Origin of the sequence: Paenibacillus turpanensis, assembly GCF_011421635.1 — a bacterium.
GTDB classification, from domain to species: domain Bacteria; phylum Bacillota; class Bacilli; order Paenibacillales; family YIM-B00363; genus Paenibacillus_AK; species Paenibacillus_AK turpanensis.
Genome location: NZ_WTLI01000025.1, coordinates 14,655 through 38,244, shown reverse-complemented (window position 1 = coordinate 38,244; position 23,590 = coordinate 14,655). Strand labels below are relative to the sequence as shown.

Sequence of the window (23,590 nt, the reverse complement as noted above, 5' to 3'; positions counted from 1 at the left end):
GAAGAAACATGGTTAGAGAATTGTTCGTGCATCTTTGTATTATGCTTTCGTTTATGTTTCTTGGCGGGGCATTATTTAAAAATAATCCGGTGTTTAAAAATAAGAAAATGAAGCTTCTTCTGGGCGCAATTGCGGGATTGTTAGGCTCCATCCTGATGTTATTTGGAATTGCCCTAACAGAAGGGATTCGACTTGATTTACGGCATATGGTTCTTATATTGTCGGTATTACATGGTGGAATGCTATCGCTTTCCGTGGCGGGGGCGATCTTGATCATTAACCGGCTGCTTTTATTTCCAATCACGGTTCCCTCGCTTGTAGGTGTCTTGATCATTCTCAGCTGTTTGGCGGTTTTCGCTCTTATTTATCGAACCGGCTGGGGGCCGCTAAAAAAATGGATTGTCATGAATGCGGTGGGATTTTTGTTTAATGTCGTGCCATTACGACTGTTTATTGATGGAAACGATTTGTGGGAAATCATTCTAAATTACAGCGTTGTTACAGTGATTGGGAGTGTGCTCGTCTTTTATGCTTCCAGCTATATTTCAGAATCAAATCGTAACTACCAAATCATGAAAGAGCAGCTGAAGCTCGATTTCTTAACCGGGTTAAACAACACGCGGCATTTTCATACGAGCTTCCATGATTATTTTAAGAAAGCTGCCCGAACCGGCACTCCGATCAGCTTCTTTATGATCGATATCGATCATTTCAAAAGCATTAATGATACGTACGGGCATCCTGCAGGGGATGCTGTTTTGCAGCAGTTAGGGTTATTCTTAGCCGAATCCTCCCGAACAGGAGATTTCGTTTCTCGCATGGGCGGTGAGGAATTTGCCGCTTTAGTTTGGAATACCACGTACGAGCAGGCGGTTGTTGTGGCGGAACGCTGGAGGATGCAGATCGCAAATAAGAAGTTTTTACTTCCTTCCGGACAAATGCTTTCCCTCACCGTTTCCATTGGAGTTGCGTCAACTCCGCCGTGTACAGAAGCAAATGCGCTGCGGGAACTAGCGGATCATGCGTTGTATCGTGCCAAGCGGCTGGGTAGAAATCAAGTTTGCTGATTTTCATTTTGAATTATTAGCGGCATCGTGCAGCTTTTTTCGTGCATGTTGCCGTTTTTTTATGGTAAGCAGAGCGGATAATTAAAATTTTGTAAAAATCCTGATACATTTTTAGCGTTTCATCTGTCTTTTTATTATGGGCATTTATAGCTAATAATGGTAAGGAGGATTTTTGATGTTGTATCGTGTTTTGCGCCAATCTATACCCGCTACCTTTCGCCTCTATCTAGGGGTTGTTTTTTTGATTTACGGTGGGGTGAAAATCGTGTTTGGACAATTCGGAGAGCCATCTCCAGGGGCATTGGAATTAAAAGGAGAGGGCTTTGTTGCGGTGTGGAGTTTTTTCGGATACTCGCGCCCCTATGAATTGTTTGTCGGCTGGGGGGAGGTCATTGCAGCGCTGCTTATTATGATCCCTCGCACATCCACCTTTGGGGCACTTTGTTACCTTCCGATCGCTGTTAACGTAATGATGGTTAATTACTTCTACAACATCGGCGTACAGGATTTAAGCACCTTGTTAACGGTAATGTGTCTTGTGCTGCTATGGGTTGACCGAAAAAAATTGCTGCCTCTTTTATCCCGAAAGGAGGACCACGCATGACCCCGTTTATGATGATGCTGCTTATCGGATTATTCAGCGTAACCACTTTATATTATGGGATAAAAGAATGGCGGCGGAAATGAGGACTTATGTCGACAAATCAGCTTCGTTTTCGTTCAAAAGCGGATGAATTTCTCGGGCGTTACGCGAAGAAGCTTGCCCACACGACCTTTTCGATCGGGGTTTTAACCCCTGATGGGGAAGAGAAATGGGCGTTCGGGCCACAGCTGGACGGTATTCAAGAAGCCGACGGGATTTACGAAATCGGTTCGATCACGAAGGTTATGACGGCTTCTATGCTGTCCGGCTTGGCGGCAGAAGGAAAGCTGCGGATTGAGGATGAGGTGCAGACTCACCTTCCGGAGCTGCAGGGAATGCCTGCGGGAGGGATTACGCTGAAGGAGCTGGCGACGCATACCTCCGGTCTGCCAAGGCTTCCCCTCAATTTACGAAAAAATGTAACAGACCAGTTAAACCCATACCAAAATTATACGGCGACTGATCTTTTGAAGGCGTTAAATCTGATCCGGCCCGATGACCTAAAAAGGAAAGGGACGTTTGAGTATTCCAATTACGGGTACGGCTTACTTGGTCACGTGCTGTCTACAGTTGCAAAGCAGCCATATGAACAATTATTTGCAGAGCAAATTGCAAACCCATGCGGGCTGCAGGATACGGTGATCGAACTGAATGAGCAGCAATTGCCGCGTCTAATGCCGGTTTACAACGAGAAGGGCAAGCCCGTCAAGCATTGGGATTTAAACGCGATGGCCGGAGCGGGCGCAATTCGTTCGACCGTTGCCGATTTATTGCATTTTCTGCGTATTCAGCTTGGAATGGGTAACAGCCCACAGACAGAACGGTTTCAGGCATGTCATGAACCGAAGCATGAATTGAATCCTAATGTACAGATTGGACTCGGCTGGATGATCCGTACGAGGGAAGAGAAGCGATTCCACTGGCATAACGGGGGGACGTATGGCTCGACCAGCTTCATTGGTTTTCATAAGGAAAGCCGAACCGGTGTCGTAGTGCTGGCGAATACGGGAATAGGAGCATGGACGCATGTGCTCGCGTCTTTTGGCCTTCGCAAGCTGATCGTCGACGAGTTAGCGCGGGTTTTGCTGCAAGAGCTTGTGAATCCGAACAAGGATTGAATGAATTGTCACGTCATGAAAAGATGCCCGCGTTCTGCTGCCGTGTGGTGTCTTTTTTCGGGTGACGAAAATCTTTTTGGCGAGACAATGGGTAGGACTTTTGCTGCTTCAATCAACCTAGGCAAAAGAATTGAACTTGAACTTAGACAAGTAGATTACGATACTCTATTTGGAACTTTTGGCGCTGAACCTGGCATTACATCAATTGCAGGCGATGTTACTACGCAGGGATGGAAAACAAAACTAGCAAAAGAAGTAGCACAATAATTGATAGATTGTTAACAGATGGTGCAAAAAAACCTGAAAACTTATTTTGGTTATTAGGAAATTACTAAATAATTGGATATTATGGTAGTCTTTATTGGGACTGCAGAGGATGGTCTATCCAATGATCTACAATCTGTTGGTGTTACAGCATGGTTAAGTGATGCAGCAGCAAGAGCAATTGTCTTCTTCCTGCTGTAAAACACCAATATTTAGGGGGACTATACGTGTATATACTCTCACTGATTATACTTATTATTACAGGTTTGGTGTCCATAATTGATATCTTATTTGGCATAAAAGAATTAGGCGAAGGTATCAGAATATTTGTCAACGTTTCACAAGCCTTATTCTTTTTATCATTACTATTCTTTGTAATAAAGATGCCTACCCGAAAGAAGTAAGCGTCAAATAATGGAGAACTGATAATCCAGTTCTCCTTTAACTATACGTTAACATACGAATTTCTGGCTTAGCTCATTACCTTCCGTAACTTCCAGTCTGGAGTTGTCAAAAAAAGTGCAGTTCGAAAACACCCTCATACACAAACCCGTTAGGCTGCTTGTGACTCGCGATATATAGTTGGGATCCAACCCCCTGGATTAGAGGTGTAGACCCGCTGTCTGTTGTAGTAGACTATGATGTATCTAAAGATGATTGTTTTAATATAGGCCTTCGGATAGCACTCCGTGTTGATCTTGTAAAGCTTCTTTTTCTTAAGGAATTTCGGTGATATCCGATAGCCTCTTTTGGGTGCTGAGGATCTGAAGTCTCTCTGGACCAGGTTCTCGCTCTTTTGAGCTCCGGCATCCTCGCGTGTAATGCCGTTTGGATGACGCCCCAACTGTCGAAATGACAGCTTTTTTTGGTTCCGATTTCCATGTTGCTGCTTGCATTCCTATTGAAAAGTTCCGCAGTGAGAAGGAATGGAAACGCAGTATACAAATTTTCTCCATTGCAATAAAAAATTGGGAATAAACAACATCCAAATTTAGGTAACGGGTTCACTTGTGAGGTGCAAAACTATTTTTGTCAACTGTTTTGACCATTAAATCGGCGCGGTAAGTACACTAATCCATATCAAAGAGGTGGCTGAATTGTCACCTCATTTGGTATCTGAGGAAGGAATTTGTAATGTTCCCCTGAATACATGGTATTATAAGGTAAAGTTATTAGTTGGGGGAAAGGTTTCATGAAATGGCTTGGAGAGAAGAAATGGATGATTGGTTGTATTGCTATGGCTTTTGTCCTATTAATTCTTACAGCAAATTATGTTGTGATAAATAACCAAAAAAATGAACTTATCGAGGAAACAATAAAAAATACAGACGCCGAGTGGATTCAACTATATCGTCTATCGGAAACAATTGATAGATACTATATAAAAAATGAGTTTCAAGATTCAGAGAAGGTTCTATGGTATGTTAATCAAACATGTTATCATTTTCAGATGACAGGAAGACCTATCGAACTAAATGTAAATATGAGCAATTTCCTTATCCTGGCGTATGACCCACTATTCAAAGACCTAGCCCTTGAGAAAGGTCCATTAAATAAAGAAAAAGCATCCGAACTATTCAAAGAGATGAATGACGAACTTATGGTAATTAGTCGAGGCATTATCGACATGGATGATACGGAAAAAGAAAAACTGCTCTTTGATCCAACATCATCGGAGTTCAATGAGGTAAACGCACAAATTAAAAGTGTCGCAAATAAATATACAAAATTAGTGGATGATTATTTTAAGAATAATTTATAATAACCTTATTGAGCTTGAAGGACCACACTTGAAAAGTGGTCCTTTTACTTGAAATATATGATGTCTTTCAAGGTAAATGCCCTATTGACAAGCCCTAACCTTTGGGCTGGCGTGAGTTTGGACTTATCCCACGAACGGAACGGCAAGCAAAAGTTATAATAGGTTCTCAGTATGGTAATGGCGTAATGAGCGTACTTTGGATTGAAGTTGGCATACATATAGCTTTTGCCGTCCCCCCTTGCGGTCTCTAAGGGTCTCTCTAGGATTGAAATCCTCTTCCTAATTTGCTGCATGAATGCGCTCGCGGATTTGTCGTTGACTTGCAAGACCATGTTGGCAATATCCTTTGGTTCATACGAAGATAGATTTGTCGTGCAATCGACCGAATACCAGCCTTGATCTACTGAAGGCAAAGGATGCTCCACAGGGTTTTTCGCCCATTTTGGATGCATCTTTCCGCCGATTGGCACATCCTCATGAAATTGGTGCGTCTTGAACATTTCTTCTAGCATAAGAAACGCGATCTTGCTCAATGAGGTATTTTCAACCCCGTTGCTTGTTGCCCACGCTTTTAAATACTCGCGTCCTTCCTGATACTCCTTAAATGCCTCTGGCAGGCTTTTGCTTTTGTCTATTTTACAGAGGAAGTGGTGAGCATACCAAATGCCTAATTCCTTCTTAAACGCGCGAAATAGTGCTGTGATAATGGACGAATCTCCATCCGTAACAAACCGCCGGCATTTTGCATGACAATTTTAATTTTGCACCCCTGAAGTGAACCCGTTAAAATTTAGGTAATGGGCTTATTTTAATTTTTCTAATCATTCCACTACATTAGACTGACGATGCTTCATTAAGCTAACGGCACATTAGTGCAACAAAAATTTTGTATCTTACGTCTAAATTGTATTGAAAAAAAGGAATCTCCTTCTACATCCAAAAAAAATGTAAGGAAGGATAATAAAATATGACGAGTCAAAAGCCTTTTGTAACGAGAGTTGGCCATGTAATCATTTTTTTTCTAGTTCTTTCTGTCCCCTTTTCCATGCTGAATTTTAATGCTTACCTTAAGGGGAACATACCAAGCATCACTCAACTGCTTTCTTCTCTGGTTTTTATTCTTCTTTGGTTTTTATGTACATTATTCATGAGCAAAAGCAACGTAGGAATAAAAGCGTCCTCATGGTTTTGGGGAGGAGGGGCTTTATTGTTGATTCCGGCATATTTTGACATTTCGAACATTCCTGCATTCTTCATTTTTTCTGGCCCTCTGTATGGACTGAGATATTTCATTACCATGCCGTCCGATATAAACTTAGCCCTCATATGTATTGCTGTCGTATATGGGGTTAGTTTAATTGGCTGGCCGTTAGGTAAACTCATAAATCGTTGAGTTAACGGGTAATATTAGCTCAAAAAATAGCGACAGTCTAGGACTTGATTTTCTCGTCTCTGGCTGTCGCTGGTTCATATTCATGCTCAGTCAAATACTTTATTTTCTGCTTACATAAAGTGGCTGAATTTACTCCTAGCACCTCCATTATTGACCGACGGTCGGTCGATGTAGTAAAATACAACAATATCGTTGTTTTGGAGGTTGATGGGGCGTGGCAAGAATCGTAAAACTGCCGGAGGAACGTCGTCAGGAGCTGGTTCAAGCAGCCAGGGAATTGTTTATGGAAAAAGGATACGAAAAAACCTCGGTCAATGATATCATTCAAAGACTCAATGTAGCAAAGGGGACCTTTTACCACTATTTCAAGACCAAGGATGAAATCGCCGACGCGGTCATTCAAGCGGAAATTGAAAGCAGCATTCCAGCGCTGAAGAAGATTGCCGCAAAAAATGACATAGATGCCGTTGAAAAAATGACGGCCGTGATTCAGTTGATCACGGAGGCGGTCACCGTCCATTACAAAGACGGACTTATGGCTTATCTTCATCATGCCCATAACAGCAGCCTGCATTTGAAAATGAAGCTGCTGCTCCTGCGGTCGTATACTCCGTTTGTATCGGAAATTGTACAGCAGGGGGTAAAAGAAGGTGTGTTCCATAGTGAGCATCCTGAACAGATCAGCGAATTTTTGATGGCCGGATTGCATTTTATGCTGGACCCTAGCTTTTTTCCAAGAAGCGGCGAGACAGCAAGGGCAACGATTGAAGCCCTTCCTGAAATTTACGAGAAGCTGTTAGGTGCTGCTAAACATACCTTTGCCCATGTGCGTACATCTTTTCAAGCTATGTATGAGTAAATGAGGGAGTGTGATCGCAGTGAATCGCTTGGATTCCGATTGGCTGAAGGAACAAGAGCGGGCGGTTAAAGTGCTGGAGATTATCCATGGGAAGATCGAAGAGCTGCAGCGGGCTCGGGGCGAGATGAAAGGGGAAGTCGTCCAAAGCAGAAGGCAGTTTTGGGATGATATCCGTTTGAATGTGGGTGACGGTGAGAGTACAGCGGAAGCGTATGCCAGTGTAAAGCAGCAGGCGGAAATGCTAAACCTGCGTGAGCAGCAGTATGCGTCAAACACAACTCAACTGGCGAAGCTGAAAAAATTGACGGACTCGCTTTACTTTGGGCGGGTCGATTTTAAGGAGACGGGGGAACAAACTGCTGAACCGATCTATATTGGCATTTGTTCGCTGCAGGAGGATGAGCTCAGCCCGTTTCTTATATACGATTGGCGTGCGCCGATCTCGAGCCTTTATTATGATCATGAGCCTGGAACGGCCCGCTATGAATCCCCGATGGGGCCGGTTGCGGGTGAAATAACGATGAAAAGGCAGTTTGTTATACGGGATGGTACTCTGAAGCTGATGTTCGACACGAACGTGACGATTGGCGATCAGCTGCTGCAAGAGGTGTTAAGCCGCAGCTCCGATGTCCATATGAAGAGTATCGTCGCCACGATTCAAAGGGAACAAAATGAAATGATCCGACATGATCGCTGCCGGATGCTTATCGTGAACGGCACTGCGGGAAGCGGGAAGACATCGGCGGCGCTGCAGCGGGTCGCGTATTTGCTCTATAAGCACCGGAATACGCTTACGGCAGATCAAATGGTTCTGTTTTCACCGAATCCCATGTTCAACAGTTACGTATCATCCGTGCTGCCAGAGCTCGGCGAGCAGAACATGCAGCAAACGACATTTCAAGAGTATGTTGAGCATCGGCTGTTTCCAGAGTTTACCGTTGAAGATCCTTTCACTCAGCTCGAATTCGTGCTGGCCGCAAACGATCCCGAGCTCGCTGCGATTCGTACGATAGGCATTCAGTACAAGTCGTCGAAGGCTTTTCTCAATGTAATTTTTAGATACAGGGATTTTCTGCGGCAGCGGGGGATGCGGTTTCATCCTATTCGGTTTCGGGGTGTGGACTTGGTGAGTGCGGATGTAATGATGGATAAATTTTACTCCTTCGATCCAGCCTTTCGTCTTCAAAACCGGATCGAGCTGATACGGGATTGGCTGCTTCAGCAGATCTCCCTGTTCGAGGAAACGGAGTTGCAGGCCGATTGGATCGAGGATGAGGCGGAGCTCCTTACCCAAGAGCAATATCGAAGGGCGTACGAGCAATTAGTACGCCAGAAAGCGGGGAGAGGAACAACCTTCGATGACTACGACCAAGAAAAAACAATTTTAGCGCGAATGGTACTGGCCAAGCATTTGGAACCGATTCGACGAGGAATCAAGCAGCTGAGCTTTGTTGACTCAATCAGCTTATATCGTCAGCTTTTTGAGCCAGATTTTGCAGAACAGCTGCAAACAAGCGATCAGCCGCTTCCTAAGGAGTGGCCGGACATATGCCGTCAAACCGTCGAATTGCTCGATCGAAAAGAATTATGCTTCGAGGACACGGCACCGTTCCTGTTCCTGCGGGAATTATGCCGCGGATTCGAAACGAACCCTAGCATCCGGTATGTATTCATTGATGAGGTGCAGGACTATACGCCGTTTCAGCTTCAGCTTATAAGGAATATGTTCCCGCGAGCAAAAATGACGGTATTGGGCGACTTGAATCAGACGATTTTTGCCCATACTTCATCTTTACAGGAAGCAGATACGTTATGGGATTTATATGGACAGGAACAGACCGAGCTTCTCCAGTTTACGAAAAGCTACCGTTCCACGTTTGAGATTATTGAGTTTACTCGCGGGATGGTGCCAAACGGCGCTGAGATTGTACCCTTTCAACGGAATGGAAGGAAGCCGGTGGTTGCGCTGTTTTATAATAAAGAAAAACTGCTGAATGAAATTTGGCGGTCTGTATCCATTTGGGAGGCGCAGGGATTTGATTCGATCGCAGTATTATGTAAAACCGCAAAGGAAAGTGAGGACATGTACAACGCACTTCTCGCCTCGAGCGGGGAGGGTAAGCAATCAGGCTACGGCACCGAATGGAAGGGGAAGCTTTCGCTGGTGACGAAGGATACCCCGAAGTATGAAAAGGGAGTTGTCGTCATGCCGATTTATTTGGCCAAAGGGGTGGAGTTTGACGCCGTGCTGGTGTTTGACGCCTGTGATGACAAATACAGCTCTGATCATGATCGCAGGCTGCTGTATACCGCTTGCACAAGGGCGATGCATGAGCTGCAGATAGGGGTGGTCGGTGAGCCTAGTCGGTTTATCAGCCGGCAATCGGACCAGCTGTATACCCTTAGCAGCAATGGGTTTGGGTAGTCGATTACCAGCCTGGGCCTGGGTAAAATTAAATCTATATATTCGATTGTGCTAGGACTTCGGTGATGCTGCCGGAGTCTTTTTCTCGTTGTGCCTCTACGAGTCTAGAAAAATATTTTTCCAATCGATGCAACTAGATCCTATTACTGGTTGTTTATATAAGTGAATCACGATTCATAGAGGGACGCAAGCTTGCTATAGAAAGAGGTATCCTATTTTTATTGTACTGCAGGAGGGTAGGTCTAGTGAACAACATACGTATACTCAGCATCGTTATTATAATCCTGCTGACGGCTTGTAAGGATCAAGCTGTTTCCCAGATGGGGAAGGGGCCTCTGGAGCCTAATACCAATTCTTATGAGGAAACAGTCTCGAAGACTGAAGAGAACGGAACACCCTACTTATCTATTACGATGACGGATAAACAGCTGCAAAATCATTACTATTACTACGATTTATCAAAGAAATCGCTTGAGGAAGCGGCTGTGACCAAAGATACAGCGCAATATCCTTTAGGAGCCTTAGACCGCAAGCATAATCTATTATTTTATTCGGAAAAAGTGTCTACCGGTGGAGATCAGCTGATGATGCTCGATCTTAAAACAGGTGAGAAGAAGCAGCTGACCACAGAGCTGTTCGCAATCAATAGCATCATCCCCATCTGGGAGCACGAAAAGGTCATCCTCGCTGCCGTAGATAAGGTGAAATCTGCTGTGCAAATTTACGGTTACGATCATCAAAGCGGCAAGCTAACCAATTGGTTTCCCAGCGACAATGACGACACTTCCGTTGAATCGCTTCATTATCATGCTTCAACCGGCAAGCTGTATGCCGTTCTTTTTTCCGATCAGGAACGCGACAAGCTTACCGATAAGGCGAATTTAGCGAAGGCGGCCGATGTAAAAGCGTCTCCGCATTGGGTGATGGAATACGATATGCAGGGCAAAGCGCTTGGTGAGGTATACCGTGCTGATGAGAAAATATCCTTTTTTGTTCTGTCGCAGGATAAGAAATTTGCCTTGATTCGAAGCGCCCCTACTGTTTTTCAAGCGAAGAAAATCTATGTATATGACATGGGGAGCGGCAGCAAGCAGGAGCTGGATAGTAAGGGGCTCAGCTCCATTCAATTCGCTTCCTTCTCCCCTAATCCTGATCAGGAAGGCTTTTATTTCACCGGAATCGTTCATTCGATGGAAGAACCAGGAAAAATCACAGGCGGTCCACCGAACTCCTTGTATTTTTATGAATTGAAATCAGGCAAGATTTCCCGGATCTTTGGGCAGGATTCGATGTACATCAATAACTTTATACTGCTCCAATAGATAAATGCTCTGGAAAGCAAGGAAACTATTTTATGAATGAAGGGATGAATAAAAATGAAAGCAGTTTGTCGATTGATTCTAGTTTGCCTCTTTATGGTAGTTGGAGTTATGTTCCATTCAGGTCATTCCTTTGCGGCATCGCCTAACCCAGAAACGATGGCCCGAACGCTTCCGCCGGAAACGGAGTTTACGATAGAAGGATTCTTTGACCCGGGCCATGAGTATTTAGATCAAGGGAGCGTATCGATAAAAGACAACGGGAATCAGTCCCTAACCGTAGGTGTGGTAACGGAAGCGACGACCGATGTTTCAACGATCGGCGCAGTAATCTATTTGGAACGGTGGACCGGCTCGAAATGGGTTAGCGCTGGATCAGGTACGACCATTAGCGGATCCGAGAAGTGGTATTTTTCGGGGGAATCGGTAGTGCAGGTTGAAAGTGGTTATTATTATCGAGCACGAGTCGTTCATTTTATTAAACACAGCGGCGTGTACGAACAAGGGGAATCCGTTTCGGATTACATATTGGTTAAATAAAAAGCAGGGGGCAGGGAGGAATGCCCCCTGCTTATTTTATTTGGTTGGCAATTCGAAGGGCATCCTCTTTTTTTAGATTTCCGGAAATGGAAAGATGGAGGTTTGCAAACAAATATTCTAACCGCAGCCGACCGTCATTGGAAATCGTTAGATATGCATCCGAACCATGAACTTGAACGGTTTCTACGGTGCTTGATTTCTTATCGGCAACCGTGCTGATGGTTTCGTTGTTTTCGATCATTCGAATCACGACACGAAAGCTGGAATCGTCTTTGGTGTATCGTAATACAGCTTCGTTCGCCTTTTGACGAGCATCTGTGAAGAATAGCTGAACGTCTGTTAAGGTAAACCCAGGCGGAACATCGTGCAGGCTTATTGGCGGGAAGCTGACGAATTCGAGAGCTTGCTCCCAAGTATCAAAACGTTTGCTCGTTTTTTCACCGGACGTTTGCATTTCAGTAGAAGCGGCCATTGGATCGGGCGGAGCGGTTTTTGCTCCGGAATGATCTTGGGTAGAGGAGCCGAAGATAAAAGTGACGACATCCTGATGTGCGTCTTGAATGACTTGAAAAAAGGGATGGAATGCTTTTGTTGCGGCAGGAGTGCCAAACAAGAGCGCTCCCAGTAAAAAAGAAGCCGCTGCGTAGGGAAGAAGCTTGATCCGCTTCATCTGCTTCCTGCGGCGTTTGATTTGTCGTTCAACTTTTTTCCAGGAAGCGGTGGGATCCGGGGTAACGCTATGATGTTGGGCTGCCTCTTCAAACGCTAAATCAAACTTCCGGTCGAAATCTCCTTTGTTCACCTAGGGTCCCCCCAATCCTTGCGGAATCTTTTCTTTATTGCTTCCCGAGCTCGATAAAGCTTGTGTCTCACTGTGTTTTCATCCGTATCCAACGAAGCGGCGATTTCTTTATAGCTCAGCTGCTGATGCCATCGGAGTTCAATGAGTACTCTTAGCTCAGGCTTTAGCTCATGAAGATAAGCAGAAATCGTTTCGGCCATCACTTTTGCTTCCACTTCGTTTTGCAGGTGATCCGATGAGGTAGCGTATTTTGTACTGTTATCTATAAAGACACTTTCATCATTCACTTCGTTGCGAATTTTTTTATGCTTCCGAAGGTAGTTGTAGGTCATATTTTTAACGACTACACGAAGCCACGTTTTAAATTGAGTTTCATTGCTCATTTCGGAGGGGATTTTACGAATGACCTTCCAAAAGGCCTCCTGAATAATGTCCTCGGTCGCCGCATGATCATTAACCATATAATAAATCGGTCCGTAAGAGAACTGATAAAATTCGGAATACACGGCTTTTTGCGCATCAGAATGCAATGAATCAAAATCGCATACTAAGAGGACGTTTAATTTTGAATCCATAAAGTGCTTATTCTCCTTCCGAAATGAAATGCGTATGGAACATCCTCTAGAATAATTTGCAATATAAGAAATTCCTTTTATGTATGTGATTTTCCTTCTTTTAGGAGGTTAAATGCGTTTTAGCTGCTATTGCTTTCCGAATTCGGGTAATATGGGTGAAAGAGGGTTGACAAAAAAACGAAAATTACATATATTACAATTAACAAAACGTTAATTGTTAATTAAAATACGGAAATGAAGTGAGCTGGAATGTCTAACGAACAAGCGCTGTCGCAGTACGATGTGAAAAAATATCGCACGCCTGATGGGTATACGTCCGATATCGCAGTGTTTACGATTTTGTCTTCGAAAAACGAGGAATATAAGCCGCCGAAGATGGAGCTAAAAATCATGCTTATACGGCGCAGCATGACGAACAGCGAAGGCAGACCGAATATCGAAGCGGGCAAGTGGGCACTGCCGGGAGGATTTGTCGACCCGACCGAATCCTCGGTGGAAACGGCGCAGCGGGAGCTGAAGGAAGAAACGGGAGTGGATCATCTGCATCTCAAGCATTTTGGCGTCTATGACAAACCGGGCCGGGACCCGCGAGGCTGGATCATATCCAACGCTTATTATGCGATTGTTCCCGAGCATCGATTAAAGGACCGGCAGGCGAATGACGACGCGGATGCGGTAGAGCTTTTTTCCGTTGAGGAGGTTTTAGGGCTAGAGCTTGCCTTTGATCATGCGGAAATAATACGAGATGCCATAGACGTGATTTCCCGGGAGCTGCTCGAAACGACTGTTGCCAAGCAATTTTTGCCGGAGGAGTTTACGTATTCAGAGCTTCGGGCCGTTCTGCTCACCGTTACGAATGATTCTGTGATCGCAAGCGATCCCGCCTTTGCAAGAAAAATTAAATCGCTGCCCTTCATTCAGGAGGTAGCAGGCAAGAAAACGACTCGTACATCCAAGAAGCCGACACAGCTGTATCGTTTTGTTGAGATGGAAATTAGCAAATCGATTTACAGTGTGACGTATTGATCTATCAAAGGGAGGTACAAGGAAATGATGACTAAAAAAGCGCTGATTAATATCGACTATACCCGTGATTTTGTAGCCGATGACGGTGCCCTGACCTGCGGCAAGCCGGGCCAGCAAATTGTGGCTGAGATTACGCATATTACCCGAAGCTTCATCGCGAACGGTGATTATGTCGTATTCGCCATCGACACCCATACGGAGAATGACGAGTACCATCCTGAGACGAAGCTGTTCCCGCCGCATAACCTTAAGGGAACTGCAGGCCGCCATCTGTATGGTGAGCTTAACGCTTTATTTCAGGAAAATCGGGAAGCTGATAACGTGTATTGGATGGATAAAACACGCTACAGCGCCTTTGCCGGGACGGATCTTGAGCTGCGCCTGAGGGCACGTGGAATAACCGAGCTGCATCTGGTTGGGGTTTGCACCGATATTTGCGTGCTGCATACGGCCGTCGATGCGTACAATAAAGGCTTTACGATCGTGATCCATGAAAAAGCGGTTGCCAGCTTTGACCAGCTGGGACATGAGTGGGCGCTGCGGCATTTTAAAGGCTCGCTGGGAGCAAGAATTGACTAGAGAGAGACGTACGAGTGGGGGGAAGGCACAGTGAATATGAATGATGCTCGATATATGGACGACAGTCTTGCGCTGCACACGGATAAATATCAGATTAACATGGCGCAGGTGTACTGGGCCGATCAAATACACAACCGCAAAGCGGTATTTGAGGTGTATTTTCGCAAGCTGCCTTTCGGCAATGGATATGCGGTTTTTGCCGGGCTTGAGCGGGTCGTTCACTATTTGACGAACTTTCGCTTTTCGCCAAGCGACTTGGCGTATTTGCGGGAAGAAGGCTATCACGAGGAGTATCTCACCTATTTAGAGGGACTCCGCTTTACCGGTACGGTTCGTTCCATGCAGGAAGGGGAATTGGTATTTGCGAACGAAGGGATCATGCGCATTGAAGCACCGCTGGTTCAGGCTCAACTGATTGAAACGGCGATCCTTAATATCGTTAATTATCAAACGCTAGTCGCCACCAAAGCGGCCCGAATCAAGCATGTCGCCGGCGACGATATAACGATGGAGTTCGGCACACGCCGGGCGCAAGAAATGGATGCGGCAATTTGGGGGACGAGAGCGGCGTATATCGCCGGCTTTGCGGGCACCTCGAATGTTCGGGCAGGAAAGCTGTTTGGCATTCCTGCGGTGGGCACTCATGCGCATGCGATGGTCCAGGCTTACCGTGATGAGTATACGGCATTCTGCAAGTACGCGAGTGAGCATACGGACTGCGTTTTCCTCGTGGATACGTACGACACGCTGCGGTCGGGTGTGCCGAATGCGATTCGGGTTGCTAGAGAATTCGGCGATAAAATCAACTTTAAGGGCATCCGTCTCGACAGTGGGGATCTCGCCTATCTTTCCAAGGAAGCACGAAAAATGCTGGACGCGGCGGGATTTCCAAATGCGAAGATTTACGCAACCAATGATTTGGATGAGACAACGATGATGAACCTGAAAGCGCAAGGGGCTAAAATCGATGTTTGGGGCATCGGTACGAAGCTCATTACCGCATACGATCAGCCGGCGCTGGGTGCCGTATACAAGCTGATTTCCATCGAAGATGAGCAGGGAAACATGATGGATACGATTAAAATCAGCTCAAATCCGGAGAAGGTATCCACCCCTGGGCTAAAAAGGGTGTACCGCATTATCAATAACGAAAATAAGAAGGCGGAGGGCGATTATATCGCACTGGAGCACGAAACACCGCAGAATGAGCAGCGGTTAAAAATGTTCCATCCTGTCTACACGCATATTGCCAAGTTTGTTACGAACTTTGAAGCGAGGGAGCTTCATCACACCATTATTGAAGATGGTGAGCTGGTCTGTAAGATGCCGGATATTCACAGCATTCAAGCGTTTGTGAAGCAAAACCTGGAGCTGCTGTGGGAGGAGTATAAGCGTACGCTTAACCCGGTGGAATATCCCGTCGATCTTAGCCAAGCATGCTGGGATAATAAGATGAAACGGATTCAAGAGGTGCTGGAGAAGGTTCAACAGGACGAAGAGACAAGAAAAGCAAATTAACCGGATAACAAGAGCCGCTCGAACATTGAAGGATCGAGCGGCTCTTGTATCTTATTTTTTTACTGCGTGAATATAATGTACGGCTTCAAACGCACATAAATAATCGGTCCGGTGATTAAAATATCGTTCTTGAATTTCGGCAGGGGACAAATGCTCATAGATGAGCAGACCCGATTGACTCAGCAAATGCTCGATTTCTGGATAGGCAAAACACGATTTCATCGGCTCTCCGCCGGCTGCGGCCAATTTCACCATATGATCCACCCGATTGAACTTCCCCTTTTCTTCGAACAGGGTCTCATCCGCATAATCCAAGACGATGGAGCTGCCGGCAGGAACCAAGGCAAACAACTCGCCTATTAAGCGCGAAATTTCCTCTTTTGATAAATAGTAAGATACTCCTAACAAACTAAACAGAGTTTTCTTCTGGCCAAAACCTTGGTCGATGAGATCTTGGGAGGAAAAGTCTTTGGTGAAATCCATCGAAATAAAATGAAGATTGCCCGGAATAGCAAGACCTGCATCGTGCAGCCGCTGCTTTTTGAATTGCTGCGTAGCCGGATGATCAATTTCAAAGATTTCGATGCTGTTTTCGAATTCCCGATGCCGGAACCCGAACGTATCGAAGCCTGCGCCAAGGATGACATACTGCTGCAAGCCTAACGCAATCTCGTTTTGTATGACCTGTTCGCAATAGGCTGCGCGCGCCAGCGGTGTCGGAGCCAGCTGGACTTGAACAATCCACTTTAGGATTTCATCCGGATCGTTCTGGAAACGCTCGGCAATATCTTTGTTAAAAAACGTGATCCCTTGAACCATATTGCTTCGAATTTGGGCAAACTCTTCCGGAGTAATGAGTTTGGCGGCCAAATGATCATCAAAAACTTTAGGTGTATCGAATGTACTGTGGTAGGCACGGCCAAACGCGGAAATTAAGGAAGTTATACTAGCTTCACTAGACTTCAATGGATAATCCTCCTAATAAAACAAAAATAAGATTCCCCTGGCCAGGAGAACCTTATTATATACGCAAAAATAATAACTGTAAATTATAGCATAAATAAATTTTTTTGTCAAGAAAAAGATGTTGAAATCCTCCTTGCATTCATATGGTTTTTTGGTTTTTTTGTAAAAGCTGGATTTGTGCAGGTTTGAAAGGGAGGGGTGTAGAACTTAGCATAAGAGCTGAGGAAAAAGGAGTTGATTTGAAACGAAATCGTATCGTTGAGAGCGTTTTGCCTTCATTACAGGTTATTCTTTATTTGTAATAAAATGTATTTAAACCCTGTATAATTAAAACAATTTATGTTCTAATTAACAAAATAATAACATAATTTTGCACTTTTTTACCTTAAACGACATGAATAGACAGCTTGTCCTATGGACAAAGAGTTCCTCGTTTCCTATAATTTAGAAGGGTTTGAGAATCGTAGTACATTTTATATGCTTATCATGTACTCCATTCAACTCGACCCGAACGAACTCCGGTTGAACCAAAAAATGATAGTGTAAAATAAATAATCCGTTATCAAATCACGCCCCGCCAAGAGCCCTTTGATAACGGATTGCTTCAACCCGTCTTCTTTGCTGTGCAAAGAAATAGGTCTATTTCTATTTTACACATTTTTTGGGTTTCCTTCAATAGGGTTCGACAAAAAGCAGGACAAGTAATCATCTGAATCGATCATCTTAAGAAAACAGAGGTGGAGACCGTGAGACTTTTCGAATGGCTGACGTGTTTGATTGCAGTTCCTGTTATTATCGATTGGATTCTCTATCACAGGAAAAAGAAACCCGCCGCGTTTATCCGGATTTGCAGGCTGTTTGGATTATTCGGTTCGATCGTAATTTGTTTTCATCTTTTGCTTGAGGGCTACCGTCTGCAAATGATCCCTCTCTATTTTCTAACGGGCTGGGTGCTTCTCCAGTCGTTTCGCACGACTCTTACAACCCCCGATTCGAATTCTCAACGTCCGTTATTCATGCGTAGAAGAAAAACCGCCTACGCGCTCCTAGTCTTTATACTAGCACTTCCTCTGCTGCTGCCCGTCTTTACCTTCCCTAAGCCTACCGGCTCCAAGCAAGTAGGCGTCATGAAGCTGCATCTTACAGACTCTCAAAGAAATGAAATTATTCCAGGTTATGAGAATAAAAAACGCGAACTGATGCTGTCCGTGTGGTACCCTGCCGAACAAGCTCCAGGTGCTTCATACCGAACATGGACGTTTCACGATATTATGGATCAAATCATGAAAGCGGATGGTTTCCCACCCTTCACCTACGACTACTTCAAGTACGTCAAAACAAACTCCGTTGAACAGGCAAGTCCCGCGATCTCATCAGCCGGAGCACCGGTCGTTCTTTTCCTTCACGGCTTTCCGGGAATGTCGACGCAAAGCATTCCACTTGTTGAAGAGCTGGCCAGCCATGGTTATGTCGTAGCGGCGCCTGATTTCACCTATGTTTCCGCTGCCCCCGAATTTCCCGACGGCACGGTTGTAGAAATGGAAAAAGGACTTCTTGAGCTGTCGAAGCCGCAGTTAAACAGCATTTTGAATTATTGGGTCCAGGACATCTCCTTTATCATCGATGAGCTGGAGGGAATAAATCTTGCCTCGGGACACCCGCTGTCAGGCAAATTGAACCTGCAGCAGATCGGAGTGGTCGGACATTCCTTTGGAGGCTCAACCGCGCTCCATGCCTTACTCGCCGATCCACGAATCGACAGTGCGATCAGTATGGATTCTCCCAGCTACGGTGCAATGGATCAGGGCATGAAGCTGACGAAGCCTTTTTTAATCATGGACGCGAGTGAATCGGATTGGGATACGAACGTGAAGAAGAATATTTTTGAACAATCATCGGCAGATGGTTACATGATGACCCTTCAGGGGGCGGATCATGACAGCTTCACGAACTATCCTTTGGAATCTCCATTATTTGCTTCGCTTTTCATTAATAAATATAAGGCGCATCGGTTAATCAACGATTATTCGCTCGCCTTTTTAAACCGTCACCTGCTGGGGAAGGAGGAGGACCTGCTTCAGTTGGCGGCACATGATAAGGAAATTGCATTTCAACAAAATAATCCTTAATCCATAAAGGCTGGTGGTATCGTGGAAAAGCAAATCTACTCTCTCTCGCATCCGCAGCAGCGAATTTGGTATACGGACAAAATCTACCCGAATTCGGGACTGGCAAATCTGTCGGGAATCATTAGGCTGAAAGCAGTCGTTGACCTGAGCCTACTGACGGAATCTATCAATCAATTTATTTGTGAAAATGAGATTGTCCGGGCAAGATTTATCGAAGATGACGCGAACGAGGTATCCCAATATATTGAGCCTTATACCCGCTTCCCGGTTTCGGTCTACGATTTTACTAACGACTTCGATCATAAGGAATTGAATGCTTGGGTTGATGAGCGGCGGAAGGAGCCTTTTCGCCATCAAGGGAATTTATTCGATTTCGCAATTTTCCAATTAGCGGATGAGACCTGGGTTTACTGTAAGTTTCATCATCTGCTCAGCGACGGCTACTCGATGGTCCTATATGCGCAGCAGATCATTCAAAATTTGCTGACGCTTGAAAAAGAAGGGCAATGGGAACCGGTATCGAGACCCTCATATCTCGAATATGTGAAGCAGGAGAAGGAATACGAAAGCTCCAAACGGTTTCAAAAGGACGAGAGCTATTGGCTCGAAAAATTTGCCACGCTTCCTGAGCATGTCTCTTTAAAACAAGCCGATGTGTTTGAAACGAGTACAACAGCGGAGCGGCTGAGAATCGTCGCTTCCGACGAAATGAAGCAGCAAATCCGGTCATATTGTGAAGCTCACCAAATCAGCATTTATACGTTATTTCTAGCGGTAATGAGTATTTATTTGTCAAAAGCGTTACATACCGATGATGTCGTGCTTGGAACGAATTTAACGAACCGCACGAACGTAACCGAGAAAAATACGATCGGCATGTTTACCAGCACGTTAGCATTCCGCTGCGGCGTCGATTCCTCCACCCGGTTTGATGACTTTGTTAAATCGACCTTTAGAGAGCAAATGTCTTTAATCCGCCACCAAAGATATCCATACAACCTCCTCATGAAAAAGCTTCGAGATGTAGACAGCGGAATAAACCGGCTATTTGGAATTTCCGTGCTTTACCAGGTCATGAATTTTGAAGCGATCGATGGCTTTCAATATGAAACGGAATACGTTTTTTCAGGGCATGAGACCGATGATTTTGGCCTCCACATTAAAGATTGGACAAAGGACGACCAGCTGACCTTTGATTTTGAATACCGCCAAGAGCTGTTTACCGAAGAGGAAATGCAGGCGGTATACGACCAAATGATGACTCTCCTTCAGGACGCTCTTCTTCATCCCGACAAAACGATTTATGAGCTGGACATTTGTCCGAAGGAGGACCGTGAAAAGCTTCTAAAGCAATGGAATCCACCGCGTACCACAGGGGATGATGATTGGCCGACCTTTGCTCATCGCTTTGAGCAAGTGGTAGAACAAAACCCGGACAAGGCAGCTGTCGTGCTGGGGGAGCAATCGATCACTTATGACGAGCTTAACCGTAAGGCAAACCGGCTGGCACGCCATTTGCAAAAGCTGCGCGTCGGACCCGAGGTGCCGGTTGGAATTATGGCGGAGAAGTCTTTCGACATGATTATAAGCGTACTTGCGGTGTGGAAAGCGGGCGGTGCTTATATTCCGATCGATCCGAAGTATCCCGAGGATCGCATTCAATATATTGTGGATGACAGCGAATGCCGGCTGCTGCTTATTCAGAAATCACTAGCAGAGAAGGTAGAGTCCCTGAAGCTCGGGTCAAAAATGGATCAAGAGCTGATCGTCTTGGATGACACGAAATGGGGGGGAGAAGCGGACGACAATCTTACGCTTTTGTCCACGCCGGAGAGCCTCGCCTATATCATCTACACCTCCGGTACCACCGGAAACCCAAAAGGGGTTATGATCGAGCATCGGAGCTATATGAATATTTCCATGGCATGGCGAGAGGAATACCGGCTGAACCGCTTCCCTGTGAACGTTCTGCAGCTGGCTGGGTTTTCCTTCGATGTCTTCGCCGGGGATTTGTCGCGCGCACTTTTAAACGAAGGCGGGCTCGTTCTTTGCCCAGAGGAGCTGCGCATCGATCTCCCCGCGCTGTACCAGTACATGCATCGGTACGAGGTCACTCTCTTGGAGTCAACGCCGGCGCTGATCCTGCCGCTGATGGAGCATGTTTACGCCAAACAGCTGCCGGTTCCGCATTTGCGGCTGCTGATCTTAGGAGCCGATCTTTGCTCCATCGTCGATTATGAAAAGCTGCTGCACCGCTTCGGTGAAACGATGCGCATCATAAACAGCTACGGAGTGACGGAGGTAAGTATCGATTCCTGCTATTATGAGGCGCCGCTTGAGCGGCTTGGGAATAAGGGTCATGCCCCGATTGGCCGGCCTTTGCGGAATACGGGGATGTATGTTCTGGATGATAGCAGCCGCCTGCTGCCGATCGGGATGGTTGGAGAGCTCTGCATCGGAGGCGTTGGTGTTGCGCGCGGGTATTGGAATAAGGAGGAGCTGACCCGCGAAAAGTTTGTCGACAACCCGTTTGTGCCGGGAGAAAGGATGTACCGGACAGGGGATTTGGCACGCTGGAATTCCGATGGCGTCATCGAGTTTCTCGGCAGAAAGGATTTTCAGGTCAAAATCAACGGGTACCGTATTGAGCTCGGTGAAATTGAATCTTTGCTTTTAACGCATCCGAAGATTTCGGAGGCATGTGTACGCGATATCACCGACCCGCGGGGACAAAAGAAGCTTTGTGCTTATTTTGCGGCCGAGCAGGCAGAGGAGACGCTCATCGAGGAGGTACGGGCATTCGTTTCCGCGAAGCTGCCTTCCTTCATGGTTCCGGCTTATTTTGTGCAAATGACGAAGCTGCCGCTGACGCCAAACGGCAAGATCGATAGGAAGGCACTTCCGCAGCCGGAGCTGTCGTCAGGCTCTTACCAGCCGGTCGAGCCGACGAACGAGCTGGAACGAATGATGCTCGACATTTGGCGGGATATTTTGGGCGTGCGAACGATCGGGATCCGGGATAATTTCTTTGAATCAGGCGGAGATTCGATCAAAGCGATGCAGTTTGTGTCCCGTCTGCAGCAGCACAACCTGGAAATTGAAGTCAGGCATCTATTCCAGCACCCGACAGTCGCGTCGCTAGTTCCCTATGTGAAGCAAATGTCGCGTGTCATCGACCAAGGCATCGTCGAAGGCGAGCTTCCGTTGACACCGATTCAATCCTATTTCTTTGAACAGCGTTTTACGACCCCGCATCACTGGAATCAGGCGTTCATGCTTTTTTCGAAGGAAGGCTTTGATTCCGGGCTTGTCGAACGGACGCTTCATATGCTGACTCTGCATCATGACGCACTGAGAATGGTGTTCCAGATGGAGGAAGGGAATGTACGTGCACTCAACTGCGGACTGGAAGGCACCTGGTTCCGTCTGGATTCGGTAGACTTGCGGCATGAACTTGAACCGGACGAGCTGGTGCGGATTGAAGCGGATCGGATTCAAGCATCGCTGAACATCGAGGAAGGACCATTGTTGTCAGCCGGACTCTTCCGTACACGCGATGGAGATCATCTGCTCTTATGTATCCATCATTTGGTGGTGGACGGGGTTTCCTGGCGGATATTATTGGAGGATTTCCGCCTCGTTTATGAATCGTTGTCGCGAGATCAGCATGCGGAGCTGCCGAGAAAAACGAGCTCTTATCTTGAGTACGCGCAGAAGCTGGCCCACTATTCGACCAGCTATAAGGCGCTGCGGGAATTGGATTATTGGCGGGAGCAGCTGCGGCTCGAAAGCCGGAAGCTTCCGCTGGATTACAATAACCGGGACTGCAGGGAAAGCAGCACAAGTGAGTGGAGCTTCGTGCTCTCGGAGGAGAAAACCCGAGATTTATTAACGCTCGTCCATAAAGCATACAACACGGATATCCGGGATATTCTCTTGTCCGGCCTAGGCATCGCTTTGCGCAAATGGACAGGGTTTGACCGCATCATGGTCTATTTGGAAAGCCATGGAAGGGAGAAGCTTTGGGAGGAGCTCGATTTAAACCGGACCGTCGGCTGGTTTACGGCGATCTATCCATTGGTGCTGGATATGACGAATACCGAGAATATTGCACATCACATCAAATTGACGAAAGAACATTTGCGAAAGGTGCCTTTAAACGGAGTCGGTTATGGTGTACTTCGCTATGCAGCTCCTTCAGCGACAAAAGAGGAGCTGGCTTATCAAGAGGAGCCGCAAATCATGTTCAATTACCTCGGGCAGTTTGACGAGATGCTGCAGGAAGCTCCCTTCACGGTATCATCGTTACCGGCCGGTATGTGGAAAGGGCCGGACAATCAGCGAGAATGTCCGATTGAGATTAACGGATACGTACAGAACGGCTGTTTAACGATGAGCTTCGAATACAGTAGCAGACAGTTCAATTCTTTTACCATAGAACGCTTTGCCCTCTTATATCATCAATCGCTTGAAGCGATTATCGAGCACTGCCTGCAGCAGGAGAAAACGGAAATCACCCCGTCCGACGTCGGTTACAGCCGCATGTCCATCGAAGATCTGCAGAAGCTTACACAATTTATAAATAGATAAGAACGATAAGTTGGG

19 protein-coding genes are annotated in these 23,590 nt (G+C 46.0%); 14 read left to right on the top strand and 5 right to left on the bottom strand.

Features of this window, described 5'->3' with window-relative positions; all coding sequences use genetic code 11:
- Nucleotides 1-8: 8 nt before the first annotated feature.
- The 5 genes from GQS10_RS19780 to GQS10_RS19760 all read left to right on the top strand — a co-directional run bounded on the left by GQS10_RS19780 (nucleotide 9) and on the right by GQS10_RS19760 (nucleotide 4,854).
- Complete coding sequence (locus GQS10_RS19780) at nucleotides 9-1,067, top strand: GGDEF domain-containing protein (RefSeq protein ID WP_166245462.1); 1,059 nt, start codon at nucleotides 9-11, stop codon at nucleotides 1,065-1,067.
- Nucleotides 1,068-1,242: 175 nt separating this feature from the next.
- The gene (locus tag GQS10_RS19775; RefSeq protein ID WP_166245460.1) at nucleotides 1,243-1,671 is read left to right on the top strand and encodes a hypothetical protein; all 429 of its coding nucleotides are present in this window, start codon (nucleotides 1,243-1,245) and stop codon (nucleotides 1,669-1,671) included.
- 89 nt (nucleotides 1,672-1,760) lie between these two features.
- On the top strand, nucleotides 1,761-2,828 hold the full coding sequence (locus GQS10_RS19770) for a serine hydrolase domain-containing protein (RefSeq protein WP_166245458.1): 1,068 nt from the start codon (nucleotides 1,761-1,763) through the stop codon (nucleotides 2,826-2,828).
- Between the two features lie 42 nt (nucleotides 2,829-2,870).
- Entirely contained in the window at nucleotides 2,871-3,095 is a 225-nt protein-coding gene (locus GQS10_RS19765; protein WP_166245456.1) for a hypothetical protein, read from the top strand.
- 1,189 nt (nucleotides 3,096-4,284) lie between these two features.
- Complete coding sequence (locus GQS10_RS19760) at nucleotides 4,285-4,854, top strand: hypothetical protein (protein ID WP_166245454.1); 570 nt, start codon at nucleotides 4,285-4,287, stop codon at nucleotides 4,852-4,854.
- 44 nt (nucleotides 4,855-4,898) lie between these two features.
- Here the strand turns inward: GQS10_RS19760 and GQS10_RS19755 are convergent, their stop codons facing one another.
- Entirely contained in the window at nucleotides 4,899-5,366 is a 468-nt protein-coding gene (locus tag GQS10_RS19755) for a hypothetical protein (RefSeq protein ID WP_166245452.1), read from the bottom strand.
- A 580-nt stretch (nucleotides 5,367-5,946) separates the two neighbouring features.
- A complete protein-coding gene (locus tag GQS10_RS19750) occupies nucleotides 5,947-6,237 on the bottom strand; it encodes a hypothetical protein (protein ID WP_166245450.1) in 291 nt (96 codons plus the stop codon).
- Nucleotides 6,238-6,461: 224 nt separating this feature from the next.
- Here GQS10_RS19750 and GQS10_RS19745 point away from each other — a divergent pair, with 224 nt between their 5' ends.
- From GQS10_RS19745 to GQS10_RS19730, 4 genes are all read left to right on the top strand, one after another.
- The gene (locus GQS10_RS19745; RefSeq protein ID WP_166245448.1) at nucleotides 6,462-7,106 is read left to right on the top strand and encodes a TetR family transcriptional regulator; all 645 of its coding nucleotides are present in this window, start codon (nucleotides 6,462-6,464) and stop codon (nucleotides 7,104-7,106) included.
- A 19-nt stretch (nucleotides 7,107-7,125) separates the two neighbouring features.
- On the top strand, nucleotides 7,126-9,531 hold the full coding sequence (gene helD / locus GQS10_RS19740) for an RNA polymerase recycling motor HelD (RefSeq protein ID WP_341805104.1): 2,406 nt from the start codon (nucleotides 7,126-7,128) through the stop codon (nucleotides 9,529-9,531).
- 245 nt (nucleotides 9,532-9,776) lie between these two features.
- Nucleotides 9,777-10,853, top strand: coding sequence for a hypothetical protein (locus GQS10_RS19735; protein WP_166245446.1), 1,077 nt, complete (start codon nucleotides 9,777-9,779; stop codon nucleotides 10,851-10,853).
- A gap of 54 nt (nucleotides 10,854-10,907) precedes the next feature.
- On the top strand, nucleotides 10,908-11,390 hold the full coding sequence (locus GQS10_RS19730; RefSeq protein ID WP_166245444.1) for a hypothetical protein: 483 nt from the start codon (nucleotides 10,908-10,910) through the stop codon (nucleotides 11,388-11,390).
- Nucleotides 11,391-11,421: 31 nt separating this feature from the next.
- Here the strand turns inward: GQS10_RS19730 and GQS10_RS23740 are convergent, their stop codons facing one another.
- Together GQS10_RS23740 and GQS10_RS19720 are read right to left on the bottom strand one after the other, a co-directional pair.
- Nucleotides 11,422-12,192 carry a DUF4367 domain-containing protein gene (locus tag GQS10_RS23740; protein ID WP_166245442.1) on the bottom strand — a complete coding sequence of 257 codons (771 nt, stop codon included), beginning with the start codon at nucleotides 12,190-12,192 and terminating at the stop codon, nucleotides 11,422-11,424.
- The gene (locus tag GQS10_RS19720) at nucleotides 12,189-12,767 is read right to left on the bottom strand and encodes an RNA polymerase sigma factor (protein WP_166245440.1); all 579 of its coding nucleotides are present in this window, start codon (nucleotides 12,765-12,767) and stop codon (nucleotides 12,189-12,191) included. Before GQS10_RS19720 ends, GQS10_RS23740 begins: the two co-directional genes overlap by 4 nt.
- Nucleotides 12,768-13,016: 249 nt before the next feature.
- Between GQS10_RS19720 and GQS10_RS19715 the strand changes: the two genes are divergently transcribed.
- The 3 genes from GQS10_RS19715 to GQS10_RS19705 are packed head-to-tail and all read left to right on the top strand — an operon-like array spanning nucleotide 13,017 to nucleotide 15,890.
- Nucleotides 13,017-13,793: an NUDIX domain-containing protein gene (locus tag GQS10_RS19715; RefSeq protein ID WP_166245438.1), complete on the top strand. Its 777-nt coding sequence runs from the start codon at nucleotides 13,017-13,019 to the stop codon at nucleotides 13,791-13,793.
- Between the two features lie 24 nt (nucleotides 13,794-13,817).
- Nucleotides 13,818-14,372: a cysteine hydrolase family protein gene (locus tag GQS10_RS19710; protein ID WP_166245437.1), complete on the top strand. Its 555-nt coding sequence runs from the start codon at nucleotides 13,818-13,820 to the stop codon at nucleotides 14,370-14,372.
- Nucleotides 14,373-14,408: 36 nt separating this feature from the next.
- On the top strand, nucleotides 14,409-15,890 hold the full coding sequence (locus GQS10_RS19705; protein WP_166245514.1) for a nicotinate phosphoribosyltransferase: 1,482 nt from the start codon (nucleotides 14,409-14,411) through the stop codon (nucleotides 15,888-15,890).
- Nucleotides 15,891-15,941: 51 nt separating this feature from the next.
- Here the strand turns inward: GQS10_RS19705 and GQS10_RS19700 are convergent, their stop codons facing one another.
- Nucleotides 15,942-16,856 carry a class I SAM-dependent methyltransferase gene (locus GQS10_RS19700; RefSeq protein ID WP_166245435.1) on the bottom strand — a complete coding sequence of 305 codons (915 nt, stop codon included), beginning with the start codon at nucleotides 16,854-16,856 and terminating at the stop codon, nucleotides 15,942-15,944.
- Between the two features lie 746 nt (nucleotides 16,857-17,602).
- Here GQS10_RS19700 and GQS10_RS19695 point away from each other — a divergent pair.
- Nucleotides 17,603-18,985, top strand: coding sequence for an alpha/beta fold hydrolase (locus GQS10_RS19695; protein ID WP_166245434.1), 1,383 nt, complete (start codon nucleotides 17,603-17,605; stop codon nucleotides 18,983-18,985).
- Nucleotides 18,986-19,006: 21 nt separating this feature from the next.
- Entirely contained in the window at nucleotides 19,007-23,575 is a 4,569-nt protein-coding gene (locus GQS10_RS23735) for a non-ribosomal peptide synthetase (RefSeq protein WP_166245432.1), read from the top strand.
- Nucleotides 23,576-23,590 lie beyond the last annotated feature (15 nt).

What these genes read in the sequence shown, in the direction of transcription:
- GQS10_RS19780 (WP_166245462.1), top strand. Translation starts at nt 9, where the DNA reads ATGGTTAGAGAATTGTTCGTGCATCTTTGTATTATGCTTTCGTTTATG.
- GQS10_RS19775 (WP_166245460.1), top strand. Translation starts at nt 1,243, where the DNA reads ATGTTGTATCGTGTTTTGCGCCAATCTATACCCGCTACCTTTCGCCTC.
- GQS10_RS19770 (WP_166245458.1), top strand. Translation starts at nt 1,761, where the DNA reads ATGTCGACAAATCAGCTTCGTTTTCGTTCAAAAGCGGATGAATTTCTC.
- GQS10_RS19760 (WP_166245454.1), top strand. Translation starts at nt 4,285, where the DNA reads ATGAAATGGCTTGGAGAGAAGAAATGGATGATTGGTTGTATTGCTATG.
- GQS10_RS19755 (WP_166245452.1), bottom strand. Translation starts at nt 5,366, where the DNA reads ATGCTAGAAGAAATGTTCAAGACGCACCAATTTCATGAGGATGTGCCA.
- GQS10_RS19750 (WP_166245450.1), bottom strand. Translation starts at nt 6,237, where the DNA reads ATGAGTTTACCTAACGGCCAGCCAATTAAACTAACCCCATATACGACA.
- GQS10_RS19730 (WP_166245444.1), top strand. Translation starts at nt 10,908, where the DNA reads ATGAAAGCAGTTTGTCGATTGATTCTAGTTTGCCTCTTTATGGTAGTT.
- GQS10_RS19720 (WP_166245440.1), bottom strand. Translation starts at nt 12,767, where the DNA reads ATGGATTCAAAATTAAACGTCCTCTTAGTATGCGATTTTGATTCATTG.
- GQS10_RS19715 (WP_166245438.1), top strand. Translation starts at nt 13,017, where the DNA reads ATGTCTAACGAACAAGCGCTGTCGCAGTACGATGTGAAAAAATATCGC.
- GQS10_RS19710 (WP_166245437.1), top strand. Translation starts at nt 13,818, where the DNA reads ATGATGACTAAAAAAGCGCTGATTAATATCGACTATACCCGTGATTTT.
- GQS10_RS19705 (WP_166245514.1), top strand. Translation starts at nt 14,409, where the DNA reads ATGAATGATGCTCGATATATGGACGACAGTCTTGCGCTGCACACGGAT.